This window comes from Clostridium sp. UBA7339 (genome assembly GCF_002470865.1).
Taxonomy (GTDB): Bacteria; Bacillota; Clostridia; order Clostridiales; family Clostridiaceae; genus Clostridium_J; species Clostridium_J sulfidigenes.
The window spans coordinates 446326-469744 of the sequence record NZ_DKPI01000006.1 but is presented as its reverse complement, the minus strand read 5'-3'; the positions used below and the strand labels follow the sequence as shown (position 1 = coordinate 469744).

The window sequence follows — 23419 nt, the reverse complement described above, 5'->3', positions numbered from 1 at the left end:
ATTACAAAGAAAAGGAGCGGTATGAAATGAAAAAAATATTTATAGTTTTAAAGAAATTTAATAAAATCCGTACTGCTTATAATAATAGGGTTATTTAAGGCTTTATTTATGTAATTTATAATATTTTATTTAAGTAATTATAATACCTTGAGCAGAGAAATGGATAATTTTCTATGCCAAGGTATTTTTTTATTAAATAATTCAAGGTTATGGAGGCGTGTAAGATGAGAATTAAGAGTGGAATTTTTAGTGTTAGATTAAGAGGCTAAAAGGTGGATTTATGAGTTGCCTTAAATGTGGCTATCTAAACATATGATTTAGATAGTAGAATTTACTCCGTATATATCATGGAGATTTCTTTAAAGAAGTAAACTTTAAAGTTAAAATTCTATAATCATGAATCCGTACTATAGTAGCTTAAATAGTATGATTAAAGGAGATTATGGAAATGGAAAGAAAAGGAATAGTAGTAGGAATAAATATAAATAATGAAAATGGATTTGAAGAATCTATGGTTGAACTTAAGAATTTATGTATGGCCTGTGATATTGAAGCTATAGGAGAGCTTGTACAAAATTCAAAACAAATCAATAAGGCACATTATATTGGAAGTGGAAAGCTAGATGAATTAAAATCATTAGTAAATAGTGAAGAAGTAGACATAGTAATTTTTAATAATGAGCTATCGTCATCACAATTAAGAAATATAGAAAAGGCTATTGAATGTGAAGTTATTGATAGAACTGCACTAATACTAAGTATATTTGCTGAAAGAGCAAAAACTAGAGAAGCAAAACTTCAGGTAGAGGTAGCAAGACTTCAGTATTTATTACCAAGACTAATTGGGGCTAATGAAAATTTAGGTCGTCAAAGTGGAGGTGTAGGAACAAAAAACAAAGGTGCTGGAGAGAAAAAGTTAGAGCTTGATCGCAGAAAGATTGAGGCCAAAATAGCTGCCTTAAACAAGGAACTTGAAGAGTTAAAACATCAAAGAGAAACACAGCGTAACTTAAGAAGAAAGTCTAGTGTGCCCCAAATAGCCTTAGTTGGATATACTAATGCAGGGAAATCATCAATTATGAATAGTATGATAGATACATTTAAAGATAGTGAAGAAAAAAAGGTTTTTGAAAAAGATATGCTGTTTGCAACCTTAGAAACGTCTATAAGAAGCATAAAGTTAGATGATAATAAAAAATTTTTATTGTCAGATACAGTAGGGTTTGTAAGTAACTTACCACACAATTTAATAAAGGCTTTCAGATCTACCCTAGAGGAAGTTTGTGAAGCTGACTTATTACTCCATGTTGTAGATATTTCTAATCCAGATTATAAACATCATCTTAAAGTAACAAATGAAACATTAAAAGAGATAGGAGCAGAATCAGTTCCTATGATTTATGTTTATAATAAGATTGACTTAGTAGATTATTATTTAACTGAAAAAAATGGAGTTTATATATCAGCAAAGAAAAATTTAGGTATAGATAAACTTGTAGAAACTATATCTAATAAGGTATTTAATAATTATATAAATTGTAATATGTTTATACCTTATGATAAAGGAAATTTGTTATCTTATTTAAATGATAATGCAAGAGTTATAGATAGAAAATATAGAAATGATGGTACTGAGTTATCTATTGAGTGTTCCAATATAGATTATGAAAAATATAGGGAATATGTAATAGGCTAAATTAAAAATAATTAAAAAATATTAAAAAGTATTGACAGAAGTTCAATATGCATATAATATTAATAGCATATAAATTCAAGAAATTCTATGAAGAGAAAAAGTAAGTAGTATTTTTGTTCCAAAGAGAGTTGGCATTTTGCTGAAAGCCAATGTTCAATATACAACTGAAAATCATCTCTGAGAAGCAACGCCGAAATATTTTAGTAGGTTTTGCCGGAGTCTTTCACCGTTAAAAGAAAAGCGTATTGTTAGATACGTATCTAAGTGTTGTAATTGAATCTATTAATGTATTGTTTTTAGATTTGTTTACAGAATTAGGGTGGTAACGCGGTTTAACCCGTCCCTTGTTTTTCAAGGGACGGGTTTTTTATTTTACATTAGAATTAAAAATGTAAGAAAGCAAAGACATAGAAGATCTTTTGGATGTATATCAGTGCTAAAAGAAGGGAATCAAGGCGCTAATAAACTGAAAAGGGGGAATATTATGGATATACAAGGTGATATTATTAGCTAGTAGAAAATTCACAGCATAAACGAGGGGGAATAAAAATGAATAACTTATCAAAAAAAGATTTAGTATTAATAAGCTTAATGCTTTTCTCATTATTCTTTGGAGCCGGAAATTTAATATTTCCACCATTTCTAGGACAATTAGCAGGGGGAGCAACTTGGATTTCTATGGCAGGATTTTTTATAACGGCAGTAGGATTTCCTGTTTTAGGAGTAGTTGCAGTGGCTAAATCAGGGGGACTACATAATTTGGCTAAAAGAGTTAATCCGTTATTTGCAGGGGTATTTACAGTACTTATATATTTATCTATTGGACCTTGTTTAGGTATTCCAAGAGCTGGAAGTTTACCTTTTGAAATGGCTGTAGCACCATATTTGCCAGAAAGCATATCAAAAATCTGGGCACTTTTTATATTTACTTTAATATTCTTTTCAGTAGCTTATTGGCTTTCATTAACCCCTGCTAAATTAGTGGATCGTATGGGTAAGTTTTTGACACCAATCCTATTAGTACTAATTTCACTAATTTTTATAGCATCAATTTTCAGACCATTAGGTAGTTATGGGGTAGCCACAGAAGAGTATGTAAATTCACCTTTTGTTAAAGGCTTTTTAGATGGATACTTAACTATGGATACCATAGCCGCTTTAAATTTTGGAATAGTTATAGCTTTAGCTATAAAATCTAAAGGAATTAAGGATGAAAAAGCAATTATCTCTACATCTGTAAAGGCTGGTGTAGGCGCAGGCGGATTATTAATAGTAGTTTATTCTATACTGGCACATCTAGGAGCAACTAGTGGAGGAAGATTTGGAACTACTGAAAATGGAGCACAAACTTTAACAAATATCATGACTTATATATTTGGAAAACCAGGTGCTGTACTGTTAGCAGTGATATTTACATTAGCTTGTCTTACAACCTGTGTTGGACTTATAACTTCCTGTAGTCAATACTTTTCCGCATTAAATAGTAAATTATCATATAAAAATTGGGTTAGAATATTATCACTTTCCAGTATGATTCTTGCCAATATGGGATTAACAAAAATTCTTGCTATATCAGTACCAGTATTAAATGCAATTTATCCAATAGCAATAATGCTTATAGTCCTTGCAATGCTAGATAAGTTTTTTAATGGAAGTACAGTGGTATATGGATTAACAATATTGTTTACGGGAATTATAAGTGTAGCTGATGCATTAGGGCAAGTTGGAATACAATGGAACTTTATTGTGAATTTATTTATCAAGTTACCGCTCTATTCTAAAGGATTAGGATGGGTGGTGCCAGCGCTAATTGGTATAATACTTGGAACTGTATACAAGTTAGTTGAAGAAAAAATAAGCTATAGTAAAGTAAGTGAATTATAAAAATACTCTATAACTATAATTTCCAACATAATCTAGAAGAAAGACATGGGATAAGTATATTAAAATTATAAGGGGAATAATTTTAATAAAACTGTTGACATTCACGTTACGTAAAGCTGTATATTGAATATTAGGAGGAGTGAGAATATGGAATATACAGTGCAAAATTTAGGTAAGTTAGCAGGGATAAGTACAAGAACCCTTAGATACTATGATGAAATAGGAATTCTTAAGCCGGCAAGAATTAATTCATCAGGATATAGAATTTATGGGCAAGCAGAACTTGATAGACTGCAACAAATACTGTTTTATAGAGAATTAGGGGTTAGTTTAATAGATATAAAAAATATAATAAATGAACCTTCCTTTGATGGGATTAATGCACTTATAGAACATCGCCTTAAACTCCTTGAAAAAAGAAAACAAATAGATTTGTTAATAGCTAATGTTGAAAAGACCATAGCTAACAAAAAAGGAGGAATTAAGATGAGTAATAAAGAAAAGTTTGAAGGGTTCAAACAAAAACTAATAGATAAAAATGAGAAGAAATACGGTAAAGAAATAAGAGGAAAATATGGTGATGAGGAAGTAAATAAATCTAATGCAAAAGTAAAAGATATGTCAGAAAAAGAATATGAGGAAGTAACAAACCTGGCAGAAGAAATTATGAATACTTTATCAGCAGCTTTTAAAACAGGTAATCCAGCTGGAGAACTAGCTCAGAAAACAGCAGAATTACATCGCAAATGGATAGAATATTACTGGAGCAGTTACAGTAAAGAAGCCCATGCAGGACTTGCCCAAATGTATGTGGATGATGAAAGATTTACAGCATATTATGATGCTAAACAACCAGGAATGGCAGCTTTTTTAAGGGATGCTATATTCATATATACAGGAACTGATAAATATTAATATAAACATTAAAATTTAAGGATATGAAAGGGTGTCTCCAAAGTATAAGTTTACTAAAATAAACTTAAGGTAAGGCTTTGGAGACACCCTTATTTATCAATTAAATGAGTTATAAAAACTTCCCTTTTTACAAAGTAGAGAATCTATATCTGCAAAAGGAATTTTGAAGGTAACAAAACCAGCAGCATAAGGTGCAATCTCATAAGGTGCAAAATATATATATAGATTATCTTCATCTACATAAAAATTCTGGTTACTAGTAATACCTTTAAAGCCATCTTCATATACATAAGAATATTGAGGGTCAGTTTCTATCATATTTTCTATGATTTTATTTATTTCATCTATCCAACGAGTAGTACAATCAAATAAATCTGATAAGGAATAAAACTCTCCAGTTTTTAAGTTAATATTTGGTGTGCTTCTAGCTGTCATTCCATGAGCAGCGCCAAAAGGATAATAATAGGTATTTATTTCTGGAATATATAAGTCTTTTTTAAAGAATAAAGTTTCAAAATTTCCATAGAGATTATAATCTAAAACTTCATTACGATCAACTATCTTAAGAGCACACAATTCCCTTAATTTTGAATTGATGTTTTCAATTACTGTAGATGGAGTAGACTGATTAATTTGAGGATAATATACTAAATAATCTACATTAGGCTTATATTTTAGTTTTAGTATAGTATATTCATCATTTAATTTAATTCGATTATTGGGTTTATAGATTATATCACCCTTCGTATTCAGGTAATAAGGAATATAGTCTATATCGCCATAAACAATGTCACATTGAAGCTCTAAGGTGCCAGTTCCTTTAACTACAGGTAAGTTTCTAACAATTCTACCACTAAGGTCTATAAAGAAACTATTTTCAAGACTATAAGCAGAGGCTAATCCATTTTTAAATTTTTGAATATCTAAAAATTTAAAATCTGTAAGGGTATTGCCCTTGTTGTCTCCTAACGCGTAGATACTATTAAAAGAAGTATTAACATTATTACCACGATAAATGCCTAGGGCAAATCTATTATCTCCAACATATCTTATGTCGTCATAAATGAAAGGATATAGAATATGATCAGATAAAGTTACAACTCCATAATTACCTTTATAATTAGGTGCGGTGCTTACTACCATGTATCCATCATTTACAGGAGAAGCAGATGTAAATTTAGGCTTTATAAGAACACGACCATATATGTCTACATAACCAATAAGCCCTCCTAGACTTTCGGAAAAAGTAAATACACCTTCATTATAATTACCTACAAATTTATAAGGAAAGGTTGTAATAATAGTTCCACTTTTATCAATTACTTGATAGGTACCATCACGAGATTTAACTAGTGCATAGTTATTTTTAAAGTCACTACCTTCCAAATAATTTGGTGGTAGTACTTCATTACCATCCATATCTATATAACCATATAGTTGGTCATCTGAAGAAGTTTTAATACTAACAAGGGCTAGAGAATCACTATAGCTAGAGATAAAGGTATATGGATTTTTAGTAATTATTTTTCCACCTTCATCTATAACACCCATAATGTCTCCTTGTACATATACAGCTCTAGATTCAACAAAGGGTTCTATAGAATTATATATAGGTGGAATTACATATTCCCCATTAATGTTAATAACCCCACAATTATTATATTTGCAAACTATAGCTAATCTATTTTCATTGAAGCTTGATGCTGTAGAAAAGCTAGGTGATATAATAAAATTTCCTTTAGAATTAATATATCCATATAGGCTTCCTTTTTGTGTATTTGTTAGAGCTGGATATAAATCTACGCAAGATTCTTTGAAATCACTCATAAATACTCTCCTATTCATTACTTAATATTAGTGTATTTAGGTTTATTTAATATGTTTCAATGAATTTATAAAGTTTAACATTATTAAGAATTAATTATTACATATAGGTATATCATAATAAAGGTTACTAAAAGGTGACCAATTGAAAGGTTAAGTGTATATTGATATATTTAGTGTAAATAAATTTGAAAGGAGTAAGATATGGAATATATTTTATTATTTTTAGAAGGAATTATAACCTTCATATCTCCATGTATTTTACCAATGTTGCCTATATATATTTCTTACTTTGCGGGAGATAATAATTTAGAAGATGGAAAGAAAAATAATACTTTAATAAATGCTTTAGGATTTGTAATTGGTTTTACAATAATATTTACACTGTTAGGAACCTTAGCAGGGACTTTTGGAAGCTTTATTAGAAATTACTATACACTACTTAATATAATAGGTGGAACAATAATAGTTATATTTGGTCTAAACTACATGGGTTTACTTAGAATTTCATTTTTAGAGAGAAGTTTTAAGATGGATATGAAGATTAAGTCTCTAAAATTTATTTCTTCAATCTTATTTGGAGTAGTTTTTGCCATCGGATGGACGCCATGTGTAGGTACATTTTTAGGATCAGCCCTGATGATTGCTGCTAATAGTCAGAAAGTTTTAAAGGGCACTTTAATGCTATTTATTTATAGTATAGGATTAGGAATCCCTTTTATTATATCTGCTATTTTGATAGGGAAGCTAAAGGAAACCTTAGATTTTATAAAAAGAAATTATAAAATAATTAATAGGATTTCTGGACTAATTCTTGTAGTTATTGGAATTGCAATGATGACAGGATATTTAAATAAAATACTTTCAATTTTAAGTTTTTAGGAGGCAGTTATGAAAAATAAGAATATAATTATATGGATTATAGGTTTCATTATATTTTTTATATTAGTTTATCTAGGATATAATGAACTATCATCTCGATATAATGAAAATGAGAAAAATAACAATAAAGGAATAAGTGATAGTCTTATCACTGGTGAGGAAGGTAAGACAGAGGATACAAAGGCCAAAGCTGTAGATTTTACAGTATATGATGAAGATGGAAAGGAAGTTAAACTATCAGATTACAAGGGCACACCAGTGGTACTAAACTATTGGGCTAGTTGGTGTGGACCTTGCCAGAGTGAAATGCCGCTATTCAAAGAAGCAAATAATAAATATGGAGACAATGTTAAAATATTAATGATAAATATGACAGATGGACAAAGAGAAACTGCAGAAAGTGCTAAAAAGTTCATGGTAGATAATGAATATGATATGCTCACTTTATATGATAAGGATTTAGATTTTGCTAATAAATACAATGTTGCAAGTATACCAAGAACTGTTTTTATCGATAAGGAAGGATTCATTACTATGGAAAGAATTGGTATAGTCAATGAAGAATTTTTAGAGGCTATGATAGAGAGGATTAAGAAATAGATAAAACTATTAATAATTAGTGAAAAAAGTGTATTAAGAGTAGCTAAAGAAAAATGATACAGGTATAATATAGACTTAGTAGCGTATACTTATTTAATTATATAAAAGTTTTTAGAGGTATATACTAAAGGAGAGAAGTTATGTTTGTAGCAAATAATGAAGAATATCACTGCCCAGTAGAAGCTTTAGCAAATATTTTAGGCAAGAAGTGGGTAGCTAATATAATTTGGTCACTAAGTAAGGATAGTAAAAGATTTGGAGAATTAAATCGTCGAATGAAGGGCTGTAGCAAGAAAATGCTATCTCAGCAGCTAGAAATTCTTATAAATAGCGAGATCATAGATAATGAAAAAGAGATAAATAACAATCAAGTAGAGTCAGTTTATTATCTTACACCTAAGGGGAAATCCTTACTCCCAACTATTGAGCAAATGGTTTTATGGGGTGAAAAAAATTTGCCTTGCAAGTAAGATTATAATATAAATGAGGGAAATCAAAATTAATAAACAGAGTTCTTTGCTTCAGAGGGAGTATTAACTCCCAATGAAGCTTAGAAATCGTTATCCAGGGACGTAACTGCTCTTTACTCCCACTTTGAAGAAGATGGGAGTATTAGAGCTGGTAGTCATCGGACAAAATAAAAAGGATATCTTAAAGCTATTAAAGTTAATAAGCTAAGATATCCTTTTATATTAAGCTTACAATTAAATTCAGGTTTTAAAGTATTAATAAAATAAGTTATAATGATTATTAGTAATGATAATTTAAGCTATTTAAATATGAATCTATTTTAAAATATACCTATTTAAATAGGTAACTATATAAATATATAACTATTTAAATAGTTGTTCTGTTCATGCGGGTTTCAGGGGTTTGTCATTTAAGTAGAGCATTAAAAACATGCTAAAATATGAAGATTTAATAGCTATATTGTTAGTTCTTTTTATTAGTATGATAAGTTAAAAAGCAAACACATAAGAGGATTAAAAAGGAGCTTAAGATGGAAAACTACATAACTAAAGATAATGAATTTTATAATGATGTGGAGAATGCAGATAATTTAAGTAAGTATAAATTAGACATAGATGAAGCAATCAAAGCTATAATTTCTAAGGAAGATAGATTAGTTTTTGCCAGTGTAGTAAAGGTAGCTGATATTACTAATATTACTGTTTTTAAGTATCCTGAATTAAGAGGATATATTTTAGAAAAAATAAAGTTTGAAAAGGAAATTCAAGCTATAGATAAAAAAATAGATAGAGCCATAGCTAGATTAAATAAAGGAAATAGAAGAATTACTTTTATTTCATTAATGAATAGTTGTAAATTTAACTCTGATCATATATATAACAATCCATACATAAAGGAGAAAATTAGAGCAGCTGTTATTGAAAACACTAGAGGCTTATGTAAAAAGAAGTAGATATTTTACAAAAAAATATGTATTAGGGTATAATAGTGATTAAGGAAAATTTTATCATTAAATAGTAATATGGAGGTGCAATATGGTAACAATGGAAAAGATAAAGACAAGAGAAGAAGTCGAAGAAAAATATAAATGGAAAGTAGATAAAATATACGCCACTGATGAAAAGTGGGAAGAAGATTTTAAAAAATTAAAGGAAAAATCTCCAAGTCTTTTAGAATTTAAGGGACACCTTAGTATAGGAGTTAAACTATTAGATTACTTACATCAATATGAAGAGATGGCAAGTTTATATGAGGATTTAGTAGTATATGCTCACTTAAGAAGTGATGAAAATAAATCTAATTCTAAATATCAAGTTATGATGGATAAAATATCTACTTTTGGAGCTGAATTTAGTGGATTAATTTCATTTTTCCTTCCAGAACTGTTAACTATGGAAGTGGAAGATATTAAGAAGCTTATAGAAAATACTTCTGGATTAAAACATTATGAAAGATATATTACAAATATATTTGAAGGTAAACCTCATATTTTAAGTGAAGCAGAAGAGAATATATTAGCAAATGTTAGTGATTGTCTAAGTGCGCCAAGTAATATATTCACTATGCTTACTAATGCTGATATAACTTTTCCAAAAATAAAGGATGAAGAGGGTAACGAAGTAGAGCTTACAGCTTCAAATTATTCAGTATTTATCACAAGTAAAGACAGAAAAGTCAGAAAAGAAGCCTTTGAGGTGCTATTTAAAACTTATAAGAATTATGAAAATACCGTGTCAACTTCGTATACTGCTTCTGTTAAGAACTTTATTTTTGAAAGTAAAATTAGAAAATATAACTCTTGTCTTGAAGCATCTTTAAAACCTAATAAAATTCCTGTGGAAGTATATAAAAATGTAGTAAACACAGTGAATAAAAGAATAGATTCTCTTCACAGATATGTAGAGTTAAAAAAGAAATTACTTAACTTAGATGAAATTCATATGTATGATTTATATGTGCCAATTATTGATGCACCAAAGTTTAATATAGCTTTTGAAGAAGGAGTAGCTCTTTGTGAAAAAGCTCTAGATCCAATGGGGAAAGAGTACATTGATATCTTTAGTAAAGGTGTTAAAGAAGGTTGGATTGATGTTTATGAGAACAAGGGAAAAAGAGGAGGAGCTTACTCTAGTGGTAGCTATACCTCTATGCCATATATCTTATTAAACTATAAAAATCAAGTGAATGATGTATCTACTTTAATTCATGAAATGGGGCATAGCATACACTCCTATTATTCAAGAAATAATCAACCATATACCTATGCTGATTATGAATTATTCTGTGCTGAAGTTGCATCTACTACTAATGAGTGTTTATTGATAGACTATTTAATAAAAAATGAAAAAGATAAAGCTAAAAGACTATATTTAATAAATCAACAACTTGAAGGAATTAGAACTACTGTATTCAGACAGACCATGTTTGCAGAGTTTGAAATGATTGTCCATGAAAAAATGGAGCAGGGGGAAGCTTTATCTAGTGATGATTTATGCAAGATTTATCATGACTTAAATGTTAACTACTTTGGAGATACTATGGTAGTGGATAGTGAAATTGACATTGAATGGGCAAGGATTCCTCATTTTTATAGAGATTTCTATGTATATCAATATGTAACAGGTTTTGCAGCAGCTAACTCTTTCTATGAAAAAATTCTTAATGAAGGGGAAGAGGCAGTTGAAAAATATAAAGGCTTCTTAAAAGCTGGATGTAGTGACTATCCAATTGAAATACTAAAAAAAGCTGGGGTAGATATGACTACACCAAAGCCTTTAGAAGATACTATTAATAGATTTGATGAACTTTTGGCTATGCTTGAAAAAGAATTATAAGAAAAATTATACCTGGAATATTGGAAAGTGAATTTAAATATATTAAGATTTTTTAGGTTATAATAGTAAATAAAGATGATTTTAAAGTAATTATGTACTTTGAAATCATCTTTATTTTTTATTGCAATATAAAAATTGCTATTATGTGTTTAGAAAATTATCAACTATATTAAAGTTCACTAATGCATTTTTTCATATTAAATGATAAGTGATTATAATATATGCTGTTTACTAATATTCTTTGATTATTTATGAAATTTTTTTCTTTACTGCAGTCTTTTCTAAAGATAATAACAAGCTATTCATTAGATAGATATATAATTTATGGATATATATGAAAAAACTATTGACTCTATACTAAGGATAGACTTTATTATGTATAAGGTAGTATAAAAAACAAAGGAGAATAAAGTATGGAAAAAGAGAATAGATTGAAAGAGTTTTTTAAATATGCAGTGCCTTCTGCCCTTGCCATGTTCATATCATCTTTATATACAGTAGTAGATGGAATATTTGTTGGTCAAGGTGTTGGTGATTTAGCATTGGCATCAGTAAATATTGTACTTCCCTTTACAGTTATGTTATTTGGACTTGCTTCAATGTTTGCCATAGGTGGAGGAACTTTAGTGTCTAAAAACATAGGTGCAAAGAATATAGATAGAGCAGTAATTATTTTTAGACAAGTATTTAAGTTTCTTTTAATAGCTAGCGGTATTATAAGTATTACCTGTATTATATTCACAGAACAAATAGTAACTATTTTAGGAGCAACAACTAGTTTGAAAGGATTAGCAGTGGAATATTTAAGATTTTATGCAATCTTTTGTATCCCTAACTTGATAGGAATAGTACTAAGTAGTTTTGTAAGAAATGATGGAAGACCAAAGCTTTCCATGATATCAACAATTGCAGGAGCAGTAACTAATATTATCTTAGATTATATATTTATATTTAAATTTGGATTAGGTATAAAGGGAGCTGCAATAGCTACAGGTCTTGGTCAAATTATTACAGTATCTGTGTTATTGCCGCATTTTATTATGAAGAAAGGTTATTTAACCTTTGGTAATGTAAAAATAAATAAAAGAGATTTAAAAGAATTTTGTTTAATAGGATTTCCGTCTTTTTTTGCTCAAGGAAGTTATTCAATAATGGTATTAATACATAATATTGTTTTAGTTATGTTTCTTGGAGAAAAAGGAATTTCAGCCTATAGTATAATTAACTATATAACAACAAATATATATATGGTTCTTTATGGCTTGACTTTAGGAGTACAACCTCTAATAAGCTATAATTTTGGTAAAAAAGATGGAGAACAAATGCTAGGATTTTTCAAGATAACATGTATATCTTCAACAATAATTAGTGGTTTCTCTGTTATAATATGTTTTATATTTGGTCCAGCACTTATAGGTATATTTACAGCAGATCCTGTAATTGCAAATCTTGCATATATAGCACTTAGAATAGCAAGTGTAAGTTATTTTGCCGTTGGAATAAATTTAAATACATTAGTTTATTTCCAAGCCTTAGAGATGCCAAAATACTCAAATTTAAGTTGTCTTTTAAGGTCTGTTATATACTTGCCAATTTCACTAATGATACTTTATAAAGTCTTTGGAGCCAATGGAATTTGGGCAGGTACAATATTATCGGAAAGCCTTACATTTATAACTATAAGTATAGTGGCTAATATAAGAGTATCTACTAAAGAAGTATTAAGTGCATAAAATTTAGAATAGTAGAGGGCTGTCCAAAATTTAAGGATTTTGGACAGCCTATTTTTCAAATTTAGGATATAATAATAATGGGGTGAGAGTATATGGATACAAGATTTTCAATTGGTGAAGTATCTAAATTACATAATATTTCTATACAAACATTAAGGCATTATGACAAAATTGGATTGTTAAAGCCGGCTTATGTAAATGAAAAGAGTAAGTATAGATACTACTCAGTAAAACACTTTATAATTTTAGATTTGATAAAACAATGTAAAGCTATGGGGTTATCTCTAGATGAAATAAAAATACTAGTGAATAATTATACTTCCGTTAACTCTATTTTAGAAATAATAACAAAGCAAAAAGAAATAGTAGAAGAAAAGATAAAAGAGTTAGATAGCATAAAAAATAATATATGTTTTTTAGAGGATAGAATTCAAACCGTATTAAAAGAGGGAATAAATGAACCTTTTATAAAATATTGTACTGAGAGAAAATTTATAAAATATAGTAATACCCATAGATATACAGAAGAATTTGAAATAAATCTATCTAAAGCCTTAGGATATATAGAAAAAAAATATGGAAGCACTAATAAAGAGTTAGTTTTTCCAACATCTTATGAAGATTTTAAAAGTAAAGAAATGTTAACATACAATAATTTAATGATAAGTATAAATGAAAACATGGATATAGATGAAAAGAAAGTAATTACTCTAAAATCAGGAAATTATATTACAATAAACTTTGATGACGATTATAAAGATACAAGCAAATATTACAGAAAGCTAGTTGAGTATATTGAAAAAAATAATATAATAGTTAATGGGGATTTTTATGAGATATATATAATGACAAGATGCGGGATAGACAAAGAAGAAAAAGCTTTAGGACAAATTCAAATTTTAATAGATGAGAATAATTAATTTTAAATGACAATATAGGAGAGATAGCATGAAGAACATTTATTTAATTAGACATTGTAAGGCATATGGACAGCCAGCTGAGGCAGAGTTAACAGAGGTTGGTATAGATCAAGCGCTAGAATTAAAGGACTATTTACTAAAGTATAATATTAATTATATAGTATCTAGTCCCTATGTAAGGGCTATAAAGACAATAACACCATTTGCAAAGCATTTAGGGTTAGAAGTAAATATTGATGAAAGAGTGAGAGAAAAGTTATTGATACCTTATGTGGTAGATGATTACACACCTTATTTATTAGAAGCCTATGAAGATATGAATATAACCTTTCATGGAGGAGAATCTTCAAATGAAGCTACTAAAAGGGCTATTGAAGCTTTAACTGATATTTTAAAGCTAGAAGAGGAAAATGTAGCAATAGTCACCCATGGAGAGTTATTTTCTTTAATAATGAGGTATTTTGATAAGGTTTCAGGTTTTGATTTTTGGAAGAACTTAAGTAATCCAGATGTATATTTATTGAGATTTGAAACTAATGATATAAAAAGTATAGTAGATATTAAGAAAGTATGGAAGGCTTAGAATAAGATAAAAATTTTCTTTGAAGAAACATAATAGATTTTGTTAAAATAAACCCAATTAGATATAATCATAGATGAGGTGGTTAACTTATGAAAGAAAAGATTTTTATTATTGAAGATGAAGAAAAGATTAGAAGAGAACTAGGTACTTTTTTAAATAGATATGGATATGACATTATAACCTCTGATAATTTTGAGAACATAGTAGAGGAGGCTTTAGAGGCAGAACCTAATTTAATATTATTAGATATTAATTTACCATATTATGATGGATACTATATCTGTAGAGAAATAAGAAAAACCTCTAGTGTGCCTATTATTGTTGTAACTAGTAGAGATAGTGATATGGACGAATTAATGAGTATGAATCTAGGGGCTGATGATTTTATTACTAAACCATATAACACTGAAATATTATTAGCTAGGATTGCATCAATTATTAGAAGAACTTATAGAAGTAATGATATGGAGATTTTTGCTTGTAGAGAACTTAAATATAATCTTTCTACCAGTGAAATAGAATTTGATGATAAAAAACAAGAATTAACTAAAAATGAAAGTAAAATTCTATATACATTAATTAAAAGCAAAGAAAAAATAGTATCTAGAGATGAACTTATGAAATGTCTATGGCAATCTGATGAGTTTGTAGATGATAATACCTTAACTGTAAACATAAATAGGCTAAGAAAAAAACTAGATGAAATAGGAGCTGTTGACTATTTACAAACTAAAAGAGGTCAGGGGTATATTTTAGGTTAAAACATTAAAGTAAATTAAACCTAAAGGAAGGAAATTTTAATGAGTTTTAGAGAGTATATAAAAGAAAAAATTGTTTTTTTGATTATAAATTCAATAATTTTTCTATTTACAGGAATATTGTTAAAAGCATTAAAGGTGGATATCTATGCCATTTTTTTTGTGGAGGTTCTAAATTTTATAGGCTCATCACTGTTTTATATATTTGATTATTTTACAAAAAGAAAATTTTATAATAACCTTTTACATGGATTAAATAATCTAGATAAGAAATATCTTATTTCTGAAGTTATAGAGGAGCCTAACTTCTTAGAGGGAAGAATTTTATACGAAGTAATTCAAGAGACAGATAAGGCTATGAATGATGAAATATCTACTTTAACCATTAAAAATAGTGAATATAAAGATTATATAGAGTTGTGGGTTCATGAAATTAAAACACCTATTGCATCTAGTAGATTAACCATAGAAAATAACCCATCTCCCATTACAAAGAGTATAGAGGAAGATTTAGATAAGGTAGAAAATTATATAGAGCAAGCTCTTTTTTATACTAGAAGTAATAATATAGAGAAGGATTATATGATTAGAGAGATAAGTCTTAAAAACTGTATTAATGCAACAATAAAAAGGAATGCTAGAGTTCTTATTGAAAATGGAATTAAAATTGAAATTGATAATGTAGATAAAATCGTTTATGCGGATAGTAAATGGGTAGAATTTATATTAAATCAGATTATATCAAATTCTATTAAATATATGAAATTCCCTAAGAGTGTTAGAAAAAACTCATTAGGTGAACAGCATAAAAAACAAGACACTATTAAAATATATTGCATAGAAAAGGAAGAGGACATTATTCTAAACATAGAAGATAATGGTATAGGTATTGGCGAAAGCTCTATTGGTAAAGTATTTGAAAAAGGGTACACCGGAGAAAATGGAAGAATCTTTGGAAAATCCACAGGAATAGGCTTATACCTTTGTAAAAATCTCTGCGAAAAATTAGGGCTTGGTATAAAGATAAGGTCTAAAGCTTATAAAGGTACTACAGTATCTATCTTGTTTCCTATAAATAAAATGTTCATATTAAAAGATTAACCTAACAAAAACGTAAGATTTCTGTTTATATCCTTGCAAGGCTTTGAAAATACTATATTTAAGATAATTCGGCAAAAATTTCGTCAAAAATAAATTTTAAAAAATTTCTGCTATCTTCTCATTTCCTATTTTTCTCATATCGTCATTTACATGACTATACGTCCTTATTACCTCTTGCACATTATCACCAATATATTCAGCAACAGTTTTAAAATCAAAACCATTTTGGATTAATAATGTAGTGTAAGTATGCCTTAATTCATGTATATATACATTAAAAGATTTTTTTAATGCATAGTGTAAATTTATTCTGCAAGTAGTCGCATTCATTTCTTAATTGAGGGTAGTCTAATAAATCCAACTATAGAATTAGAGTACTCTACAAGTCTTGCAAGTGCATTGTCTACCATGAAAGAAGTTACAGAGAGCAATACTACTGCCTTAAATATTCAACAAGGTGAGATAATAGCCTTAATAAGTAACACTACAACATTCAAATGCAACAGACCAGGCAATAGCTGAGATAATAGCTGATAGGCTTAACTGTCCAACAATAAACTGTTTAAGACCATATGCATATTATGGACAATATAAAACAGTTATTGCAGTAGGAGAGGCTAAGAATAAGAGTGGTTATACAAATGTACTTATCCAGGGGAAGAATAGACAGGAAACATTAGATAAGGGTATAGCTTATTGTAAGAAGTTAGGTAGATAATATTAAAGGCTAGTAGGGAATGAACTGGCTCCTACATTTTTTATTGATCAAAAATGCAGCACAATTAATATCAATGGAATAAGATATATTAGAAACTACTATATCTTATAAATTAAATAAAAATAGCATATGGTTCTCCTAAATAAGAATAATTATGACTATGTATTTAAATTAGGAACAAAATAACAGCATTATTCATAACTTAGTTATATAATCTCCTTGAAAGCAGCTTGAAATAAAATTGTTAAGGTTGTCATTAGTATATTATCAAAAGATAAAAAAACAGTAATTTATAGAGGGAAATTACTGCTTTTATTTATGTCACTAAATATTTATGATTAATATAAATTAACAGTATTGAATTTTAAAAGTTAGTGTAGGATTATAATATACAAGGGAATAACTATTAATTAAGGGTGTTAGGAATTCCAACAACTATTAATTTATATTCTAAGTTAGTATTAGCAAATGTAAATATGAGTATTCAAAAACTGTTAAATTTAATATAGGAAACATTTTAGGGAGTTTAATAATATGTAGTATAGAACTTCCTCTTAATTAGAGGATTAATAATACAATTAGATACAATATAGAAAAAGAGCTACGGTATATTTATATATACTGTAGCTCTCTTTCTACTGAATAGGATATAAGTAGAGGTTGAATTAAAGAAAATACAGACTGTTAACTTTTATTATATACATTAAATGTAAGAATATCAACAGTTAGTTATATAAAAATAAGTATAAAAAAATAGGAGCAATAAGGTTTTTCTTAATGCCCCTATTTTTTTACTTATATCAGAATATGGTTTAGGATAGATGTATCTAAATTATAAACAAAATTATAATATTTAAACATATTCATTACTATTTTTTCAAAGTATAAATTTAACTATTAAAAGGTAGAAAGAAATGCAATATTACTTTCTACCTTATTTTTCTTTTGTATAAACACATGTAAGAGTGAACTCAAATAAATTATAGACACTTTATATTGATTATATACATTAAATGTAAAAATAATAATAATGAAATTCTTTTCTTGATTTTTAGAATCATTACTCAATTTCCTTAAGTTTATCTTCCTTTCAAAATGTGTAGAAGTTCTTCTTTGCGTGAATCTACTAACCTCAATAACGACTCTGTTACTAATCTAGATGTATTTGGTCGCGTAGTGACAGTTACGTTTAATTTTCTTTTTTTCTTCATTATAAATCACCTCAAATTAATTATTGTCAAGTAAAGAAGAGTTTATAACAAATCTATATATTTTATAGAATTTGTTTTAAAATAAAAAAGAGTAGGATATAACTGAATATATCTACTCTTTTTTATATGACGTCAAAAATTCGTCAAAAATAATTTTTAATTTTATTATAATATTTGAGTTTTCATTTTTATAAAAAGCTTAATTTCCCTTGAATTATCTAATATTATTAAAAATATTAAGCTTAGTTACAAAAACGTAAGATTTCTGTTAGGTTTTTCTATGGATGGATATTTTCTATACATGTAATATATAGGTATAGAGAACAGGAGGAAAGCAAATGAATAAAGAAGTATTAAAAGTAAGTAATATAGAAAAGTACTATGGAAGTAATGGTAATATAACTCAGGCCATAAATAATATTAGTTTCTCTGTGGAAGAAGGAGAATTCATAGGAATAATGGGGGCTTCCGGTAGTGGAAAAACAACTTTGTTAAACTGTATATCCACCATAGATAAGGTAACTAGTGGTCATATTCATATTGAAGGAAAGGATGTAACTTCAATAAATTCTAAGGGATTAGCTAGATTTAGACGAGAAAATTTAGGTTTTATATTTCAAGACTTTAATCTTTTAGATACCTTAACTGCCTATGAAAATATTGCATTAGCACTAACTATTGGAAAGGTAAATCACAAAGAGATTAATAGAAGAGTTGAAGAGGTTGCTAAGAGTTTAAATATAGAGGAAGTCTTAAATAAATATCCCTATGAAATGTCAGGTGGTCAAAAACAAAGAGTAGCATCAGCTAGAGCTATAATTACAAATCCATCTTTAGTTCTTGCAGATGAGCCTACAGGTGCTTTAGATTCAAAATCAGCAAAGATGTTACTAGAAAGCTTGGAGGAGCTTAATACTAATTTAGGAGCTACTATTATGATGGTAACTCATGACGCCTTTACAGCTAGCTATGCTAGTAGAATTCTGTTTATAAAGGATGGTAAAATATTTAATGAGTTAATTAGAGGAAAGGATTCAAGGAAGGAATTCTTTAATAAGATAATTGAAGTGGTAACTCTACTTGGAGGTGACCAAAGAGATGTATTTTAAATTAGCTGCTAGGAATTTAAAAAGAAGTTTTAAGGATTATACCATATATTTCTTAACTCTAGTATTTGGAGTATGTATTTTTTACACCTTTAACTCCATTGAAGCTCAAAGTATTTTAATGGAAGTTAGTGAAATGCATAAAAATATGTTCCACCTAATAAGTGAAATTATGGGAGTAGCATCAATATTTATTTCCTTTATATTAGGATTTCTGATAGTCTATGCCAATAATTACTTAATTAAAAGAAGAAAAAAGGAATTTGGAGTTTATATGACCTTAGGTATGGAAAACTCTAGATTATCCTCCTTATTATTTATAGAGACTATGATGATAGGAGTAATTTCTTTAGCATTAGGTCTTATATTAGGAATATTTTTATCACAAGGACTATCTGTAGTTACAGCAAAACTTTTTAAAGTGGATTTAACAGGGTTTAGATTTATATTTTCTATGGATGCCTTTATAAAAACTATTCTTTGCTTCGGCGTTATATACCTTATAATTCTTATTTTTAACTCAATTATTGTAAGAAAAGTAAAACTAATAAATCTATTAACTTCTGCTAAGTTTAATGAAAAGATGAAAATAAAAAACATATGGACCTCTGTAGTTGTATTTATAATTAGTGTAATAACTATAGGAAGTGGATATTACATAGTGCTTAAAAATGGAATATCTAGTTTTGATAGAAATATATTAATAGCCATTGCACTTGGAGCTGTAGGAACATTTCTATTTTTCTTTTCCCTTGCAGGATTCTTACTCAAGGTAGTTCAAAGTAGTAAGAAGTTTTATTTAAGAAATTTAAATATGTTTGTGTTAAGACAAATAAATAGTAAAATTAACACTACCTTTATATCTATGACCTTTATATGTTTGATGCTATTTGTAGCTATATGTACTCTTTCAGGAGGACTTGGAATTAGTACCGCTATGAATACTGAAATTGAGGATTTAACTCAATTCGATATGAGCTTTTGGGACAATGAAGGAGAAGATATAGACACTGTGTTAAAAAAATATAATGTAGATATATCAAAATATGAAAATAACTATGTAAGCTATAAGGAATATGATAGTGGAGTTAGCTATAGAGATTTTTTAAGTGAAAAAGGCTTAGAAGATGGAAATAACTATTATCCTGTATTTAAGAATTTACCAATTAGTGTTATGAAGGTATCGGATTTTAATAAAATAATGAAAATGTTAAATAGAGAAGAAGTAAAACTTAAGGTTGGAGAATATGCGGTCTTTGGTGATATAAGCGATATGATTAAAAATTTACAAGAAACTGTAGATAGTGGAAAAGAAATTACTATAGGTGATAATAAACTAAAACCATATCATGGTAATGTTTTAGAGGCGGTAACTTATTCTTCTATGATGAAGCAAAATATTTGTGTATTTTTAGTAGAGGATTCTATAGTAGAGGGACTAACTCCCACTAGGGGATATTTGAATTTAAACTATAGTGGGGATGGTAGTGAGATAAGAGAAGCTTTAGATGTTAATATTAGAGAATATAGTGGCAATGATGATTTAAATACTAGATATATTACTAAGGAAGAGATTAAGGAGCAGTCTACAGGGCTAGGAGCTTTAGCATCATACCTTGCCATATACATGGGAATCATATTCCTAATTACTTCAGCAGCAGTACTAGCCCTTCAACAGTTATCAGAATCTGCAGATAACACAGAAAGATACAATCTTCTAAGAAAGGTTGGAGTAGATGAATCGATGATAAATCACTCTGTATTAACCCAAGTAGCAATTTACTTTATGATGCCCTTATCCTTAGCTATAGTTCACTCTATAGTAGGATTAAAATTGGCTTCAGATATAGTAGCTATATTTGGAGGTGCAAGCATGGTGGATCATATAATAGTTGCATCGGTGGTATTAGTAATAGTTTATGGTGGATACTTCTTAGCCACCTATTCTGGAAGTAAAAAAATGATTAAAGGAAATTAATAAAAAGTTTAAATTTTATAATATATTAGTATAGTAAACTACTTCAAATTAAATGGAATTTGAGGTAGTTTCTTTTTAATGTATAGATATATATAATAGAATATGTTACCATATAAGCTATAAAATTCAATTATATGTAATAGAAAATCTTTTTTAAAAGAAATAATTTGAGGAGCTTGTTGAGTAGAAAGAACAGGGAATATTATCTTTATTCTATTAAGGAGGGGAAAAATATGAATGAATCATATTGGAATGGGAGATTGGATTTTTTAAAAGCTATACGTACTGGATGGTGTAATAATGATTATATAGAATTCCTTGTAGAGAAGGTTTGGAAAATTAGTAAACCTGTAAATATAATTGATTTTGGTTGTGGCTTTGGATATGTTGGATTACTATTATTGCCCATATTACCTAAAGGAAGTACATATACAGGTATTGATATTAGTGATACTCTCTTAGATGATGCAAAAGACATTTTTGCAAATTCAGGCTATATAATAAAATTTATAAAGGCAGACTTGAATGAGTATATACCAACTGAAGATTATGATATAGCTATATCGCAAGCGGTATTAAGACATATTCCAAATACAAAGAATATTCTTGATAAAATGATACAATCAGTTGTAAGTGGTGGTTTAGTTGTTTGTATGGAAGCAGACCTAGAAATAGAAAAGACAGGTCAATATTTTAGTGGATTAGATTACACTGAACTTGGAATTATACATTTACATCGAAAAATGTATAAGAAGGAATTAGAAAATGGAGGTAGAGATTATAGAGTTGGTGTTAAAATTCCTGAAATTATGCAAGAGTTAGGATTACATAATGTTGATGTGCGAATGAATGATAGGGTTAAATTTATTAATCCCCATGGTAATAAAGAAGAACATGCTAAACAATTTGATGCAATTACTGATGCTTGGAATTGGAATAAACAGCTATCAGAGAATGAGAAGGTAGGCTATATAAACGCTCTTATAGATAGAGGTTTAAGTGAGCAGGAAGCTAAAATATTCGTAGATGGTGAGTCAAAAATAAGTGAATATGTTATGAGTAATAAAGATAGTGCATATATTATTCAAATGCCATGTACCCTTATATCTTATGGTACAAAAAAATAAAATAAATTCTCTAAAAATCTAAAGTAGCTAGGGTTGTATTCATACAAGTCTAGCTATTTTTACATTGAGAAATTAAAGAATTTTAGCTACAAATACTATTATATAAGAGGCTGGTATAAGCAGTGGAAGAGCAGCGAAGGTTCCAATAGTTTTACTTCCTATCATGGCAATAACGCAGCTACGAAAATCTTCTTCAGGACACTTACCGTCTATTACATCATCCGTCATAATGGATAGTTGTGGATCTATAAAAATAGACATTAGGATTGTAGCAAATCCATTTATTACTGAGGATAGGGTTATACAAGTTGCTCTTAAATCAGGAACTATAGTACCTGCATAAATTGGTGCTAAGGCTCCTACAGTTAATATTGCAACTGCAATTACATTATAAATTATTATTTTTAGAGGTAACTTTTTAAAATTAATCTTAGTTACACTTTCCTTAACTGGAATTGAAATACAGTCCCTCATATAATGGACACCTGCCTTTGAAAAACTGTGCATAATTAGCTTGGATATAGATTTATCAATAGAAAATCGGATAACCCCTTTATAAAATAATCTTTGAAAAGTAGGAATTAGAAAAGCGCCTACTAGGGTAGCTATACCAGAAACTATTATAATTAACTTAAAAAGGTTTAATACATAACTTCCACCTGTACTATTTTCAACGAATTTTGTTAGTAAAGGGGCCTGAAAAGTTAAGGCTGTTCTTGATACTAAAGATAATATATTAAATACAGCAAAGGTTATTGCTATTTTACCTGTTCTAACACCTACAAGTCTTACAGAGTAAGCTAATGTTCCTATTATAGCAATTATAAAATTCAAAACTAAAACAATTATAATTTGAGTACTCAAAGTTATTCCTCCGTTCCATTTTCAAATATATCTATATTTTTACAACAATTAGAAATGTATTAATAGTATATAACATATTCATAAATAAAACTAGGTTATTCAATTATTATAAGAAGCACTAAGGAGAGGAAAATTCATATAAATATTTTCTAATATAACTTCACATATTATTGACAAGCTCCAAGATGGTGCTATACTAGGTGTATATACAGAT

At 28.3% G+C, this 23419-nt stretch carries 19 protein-coding genes and 1 other annotated feature; of the genes, 16 read left to right on the top strand and 3 right to left on the bottom strand.

The features are described 5' to 3' along the window. Positions 1-442: 442 nt before the first annotated feature. The 3 genes from hflX to B2S02_RS05610 all read left to right on the top strand — a co-directional run bounded on the left by hflX (position 443) and on the right by B2S02_RS05610 (position 4495). A complete protein-coding gene (gene hflX, locus B2S02_RS05620) occupies positions 443-1696 on the top strand; it encodes a GTPase HflX (RefSeq protein ID WP_414632297.1) in 1254 nt (417 codons plus the stop codon). 78 nt (positions 1697-1774) lie between these two features. Then, positions 1775-2044 (top strand) — a binding site (T-box leader). A gap of 201 nt (positions 2045-2245) precedes the next feature. Next, positions 2246-3580 (top strand): branched-chain amino acid transport system II carrier protein, encoded by a 1335-nt coding sequence (brnQ, locus tag B2S02_RS05615; RefSeq protein ID WP_346876425.1) that lies wholly within the window; start codon positions 2246-2248, stop codon positions 3578-3580. A gap of 147 nt (positions 3581-3727) precedes the next feature. Beyond that, a complete protein-coding gene (locus B2S02_RS05610) occupies positions 3728-4495 on the top strand; it encodes a MerR family transcriptional regulator (RefSeq protein ID WP_346848277.1) in 768 nt (255 codons plus the stop codon). Positions 4496-4591: 96 nt separating this feature from the next. On the opposite strand, the gene B2S02_RS05605 is transcribed toward B2S02_RS05610, so the two are convergent. After that, positions 4592-6322, bottom strand: a complete 1731-nt coding sequence (locus tag B2S02_RS05605) for a WG repeat-containing protein (protein ID WP_346920404.1) — start codon at positions 6320-6322, stop codon at positions 4592-4594. Positions 6323-6523: 201 nt separating this feature from the next. On the opposite strand from B2S02_RS05605, the gene B2S02_RS05600 reads away from it, so the two are divergent. From B2S02_RS05600 to B2S02_RS05555, 10 genes are all read left to right on the top strand, one after another. Beyond that, the gene (locus B2S02_RS05600; RefSeq protein ID WP_346876428.1) at positions 6524-7201 is read left to right on the top strand and encodes a cytochrome c biogenesis CcdA family protein; all 678 of its coding nucleotides are present in this window, start codon (positions 6524-6526) and stop codon (positions 7199-7201) included. A 9-nt stretch (positions 7202-7210) separates the two neighbouring features. Beyond that, positions 7211-7801 carry a TlpA disulfide reductase family protein gene (locus B2S02_RS05595; RefSeq protein ID WP_346878593.1) on the top strand — a complete coding sequence of 197 codons (591 nt, stop codon included), beginning with the start codon at positions 7211-7213 and terminating at the stop codon, positions 7799-7801. Between the two features lie 140 nt (positions 7802-7941). After that, entirely contained in the window at positions 7942-8271 is a 330-nt protein-coding gene (locus tag B2S02_RS05590) for a winged helix-turn-helix transcriptional regulator (protein ID WP_035133205.1), read from the top strand. Positions 8272-8801: 530 nt separating this feature from the next. Then, positions 8802-9224: a hypothetical protein gene (locus B2S02_RS05585; protein WP_346848281.1), complete on the top strand. Its 423-nt coding sequence runs from the start codon at positions 8802-8804 to the stop codon at positions 9222-9224. A gap of 82 nt (positions 9225-9306) precedes the next feature. Continuing rightward, positions 9307-11106 (top strand): oligoendopeptidase F, encoded by a 1800-nt coding sequence (gene pepF / locus B2S02_RS05580; RefSeq protein WP_346920403.1) that lies wholly within the window; start codon positions 9307-9309, stop codon positions 11104-11106. A 413-nt stretch (positions 11107-11519) separates the two neighbouring features. After that, entirely contained in the window at positions 11520-12839 is a 1320-nt protein-coding gene (locus B2S02_RS05575; protein ID WP_346848283.1) for an MATE family efflux transporter, read from the top strand. Between the two features lie 92 nt (positions 12840-12931). After that, positions 12932-13759: a MerR family transcriptional regulator gene (locus B2S02_RS05570; RefSeq protein WP_346848284.1), complete on the top strand. Its 828-nt coding sequence runs from the start codon at positions 12932-12934 to the stop codon at positions 13757-13759. A 28-nt stretch (positions 13760-13787) separates the two neighbouring features. Next, a complete protein-coding gene (locus B2S02_RS05565) occupies positions 13788-14342 on the top strand; it encodes a histidine phosphatase family protein (RefSeq protein WP_346920402.1) in 555 nt (184 codons plus the stop codon). Positions 14343-14431: 89 nt separating this feature from the next. Continuing rightward, positions 14432-15103, top strand: a complete 672-nt coding sequence (locus B2S02_RS05560; RefSeq protein WP_346848286.1) for a response regulator transcription factor — start codon at positions 14432-14434, stop codon at positions 15101-15103. Positions 15104-15142: 39 nt separating this feature from the next. After that, positions 15143-16201, top strand: coding sequence for a sensor histidine kinase (locus B2S02_RS05555; protein WP_346920401.1), 1059 nt, complete (start codon positions 15143-15145; stop codon positions 16199-16201). A gap of 96 nt (positions 16202-16297) precedes the next feature. Here B2S02_RS05555 and B2S02_RS05550 read toward each other — a convergent pair whose 3' ends face one another. Further along, positions 16298-16531 carry a tyrosine-type recombinase/integrase gene (locus B2S02_RS05550; RefSeq protein WP_346848288.1) on the bottom strand — a complete coding sequence of 78 codons (234 nt, stop codon included), beginning with the start codon at positions 16529-16531 and terminating at the stop codon, positions 16298-16300. A gap of 1937 nt (positions 16532-18468) precedes the next feature. Here B2S02_RS05550 and B2S02_RS05545 point away from each other — a divergent pair. From B2S02_RS05545 to B2S02_RS05535, 3 genes are all read left to right on the top strand, one after another. After that, entirely contained in the window at positions 18469-19239 is a 771-nt protein-coding gene (locus B2S02_RS05545; protein WP_346848289.1) for an ABC transporter ATP-binding protein, read from the top strand. Beyond that, on the top strand, positions 19229-21214 hold the full coding sequence (locus B2S02_RS05540; protein ID WP_346920400.1) for an ABC transporter permease: 1986 nt from the start codon (positions 19229-19231) through the stop codon (positions 21212-21214). The genes B2S02_RS05545 and B2S02_RS05540 overlap by 11 nt, the downstream gene beginning before the upstream one ends. A 233-nt stretch (positions 21215-21447) precedes the next feature. Further along, a complete protein-coding gene (locus tag B2S02_RS05535) occupies positions 21448-22341 on the top strand; it encodes a class I SAM-dependent methyltransferase (protein ID WP_346920399.1) in 894 nt (297 codons plus the stop codon). 72 nt (positions 22342-22413) lie between these two features. Here B2S02_RS05535 and B2S02_RS05530 read toward each other — a convergent pair whose 3' ends face one another. After that, positions 22414-23205 (bottom strand): lipid II flippase Amj family protein, encoded by a 792-nt coding sequence (locus B2S02_RS05530; protein WP_346920398.1) that lies wholly within the window; start codon positions 23203-23205, stop codon positions 22414-22416. Between the last annotated feature and the right edge of the window lie 214 nt (positions 23206-23419).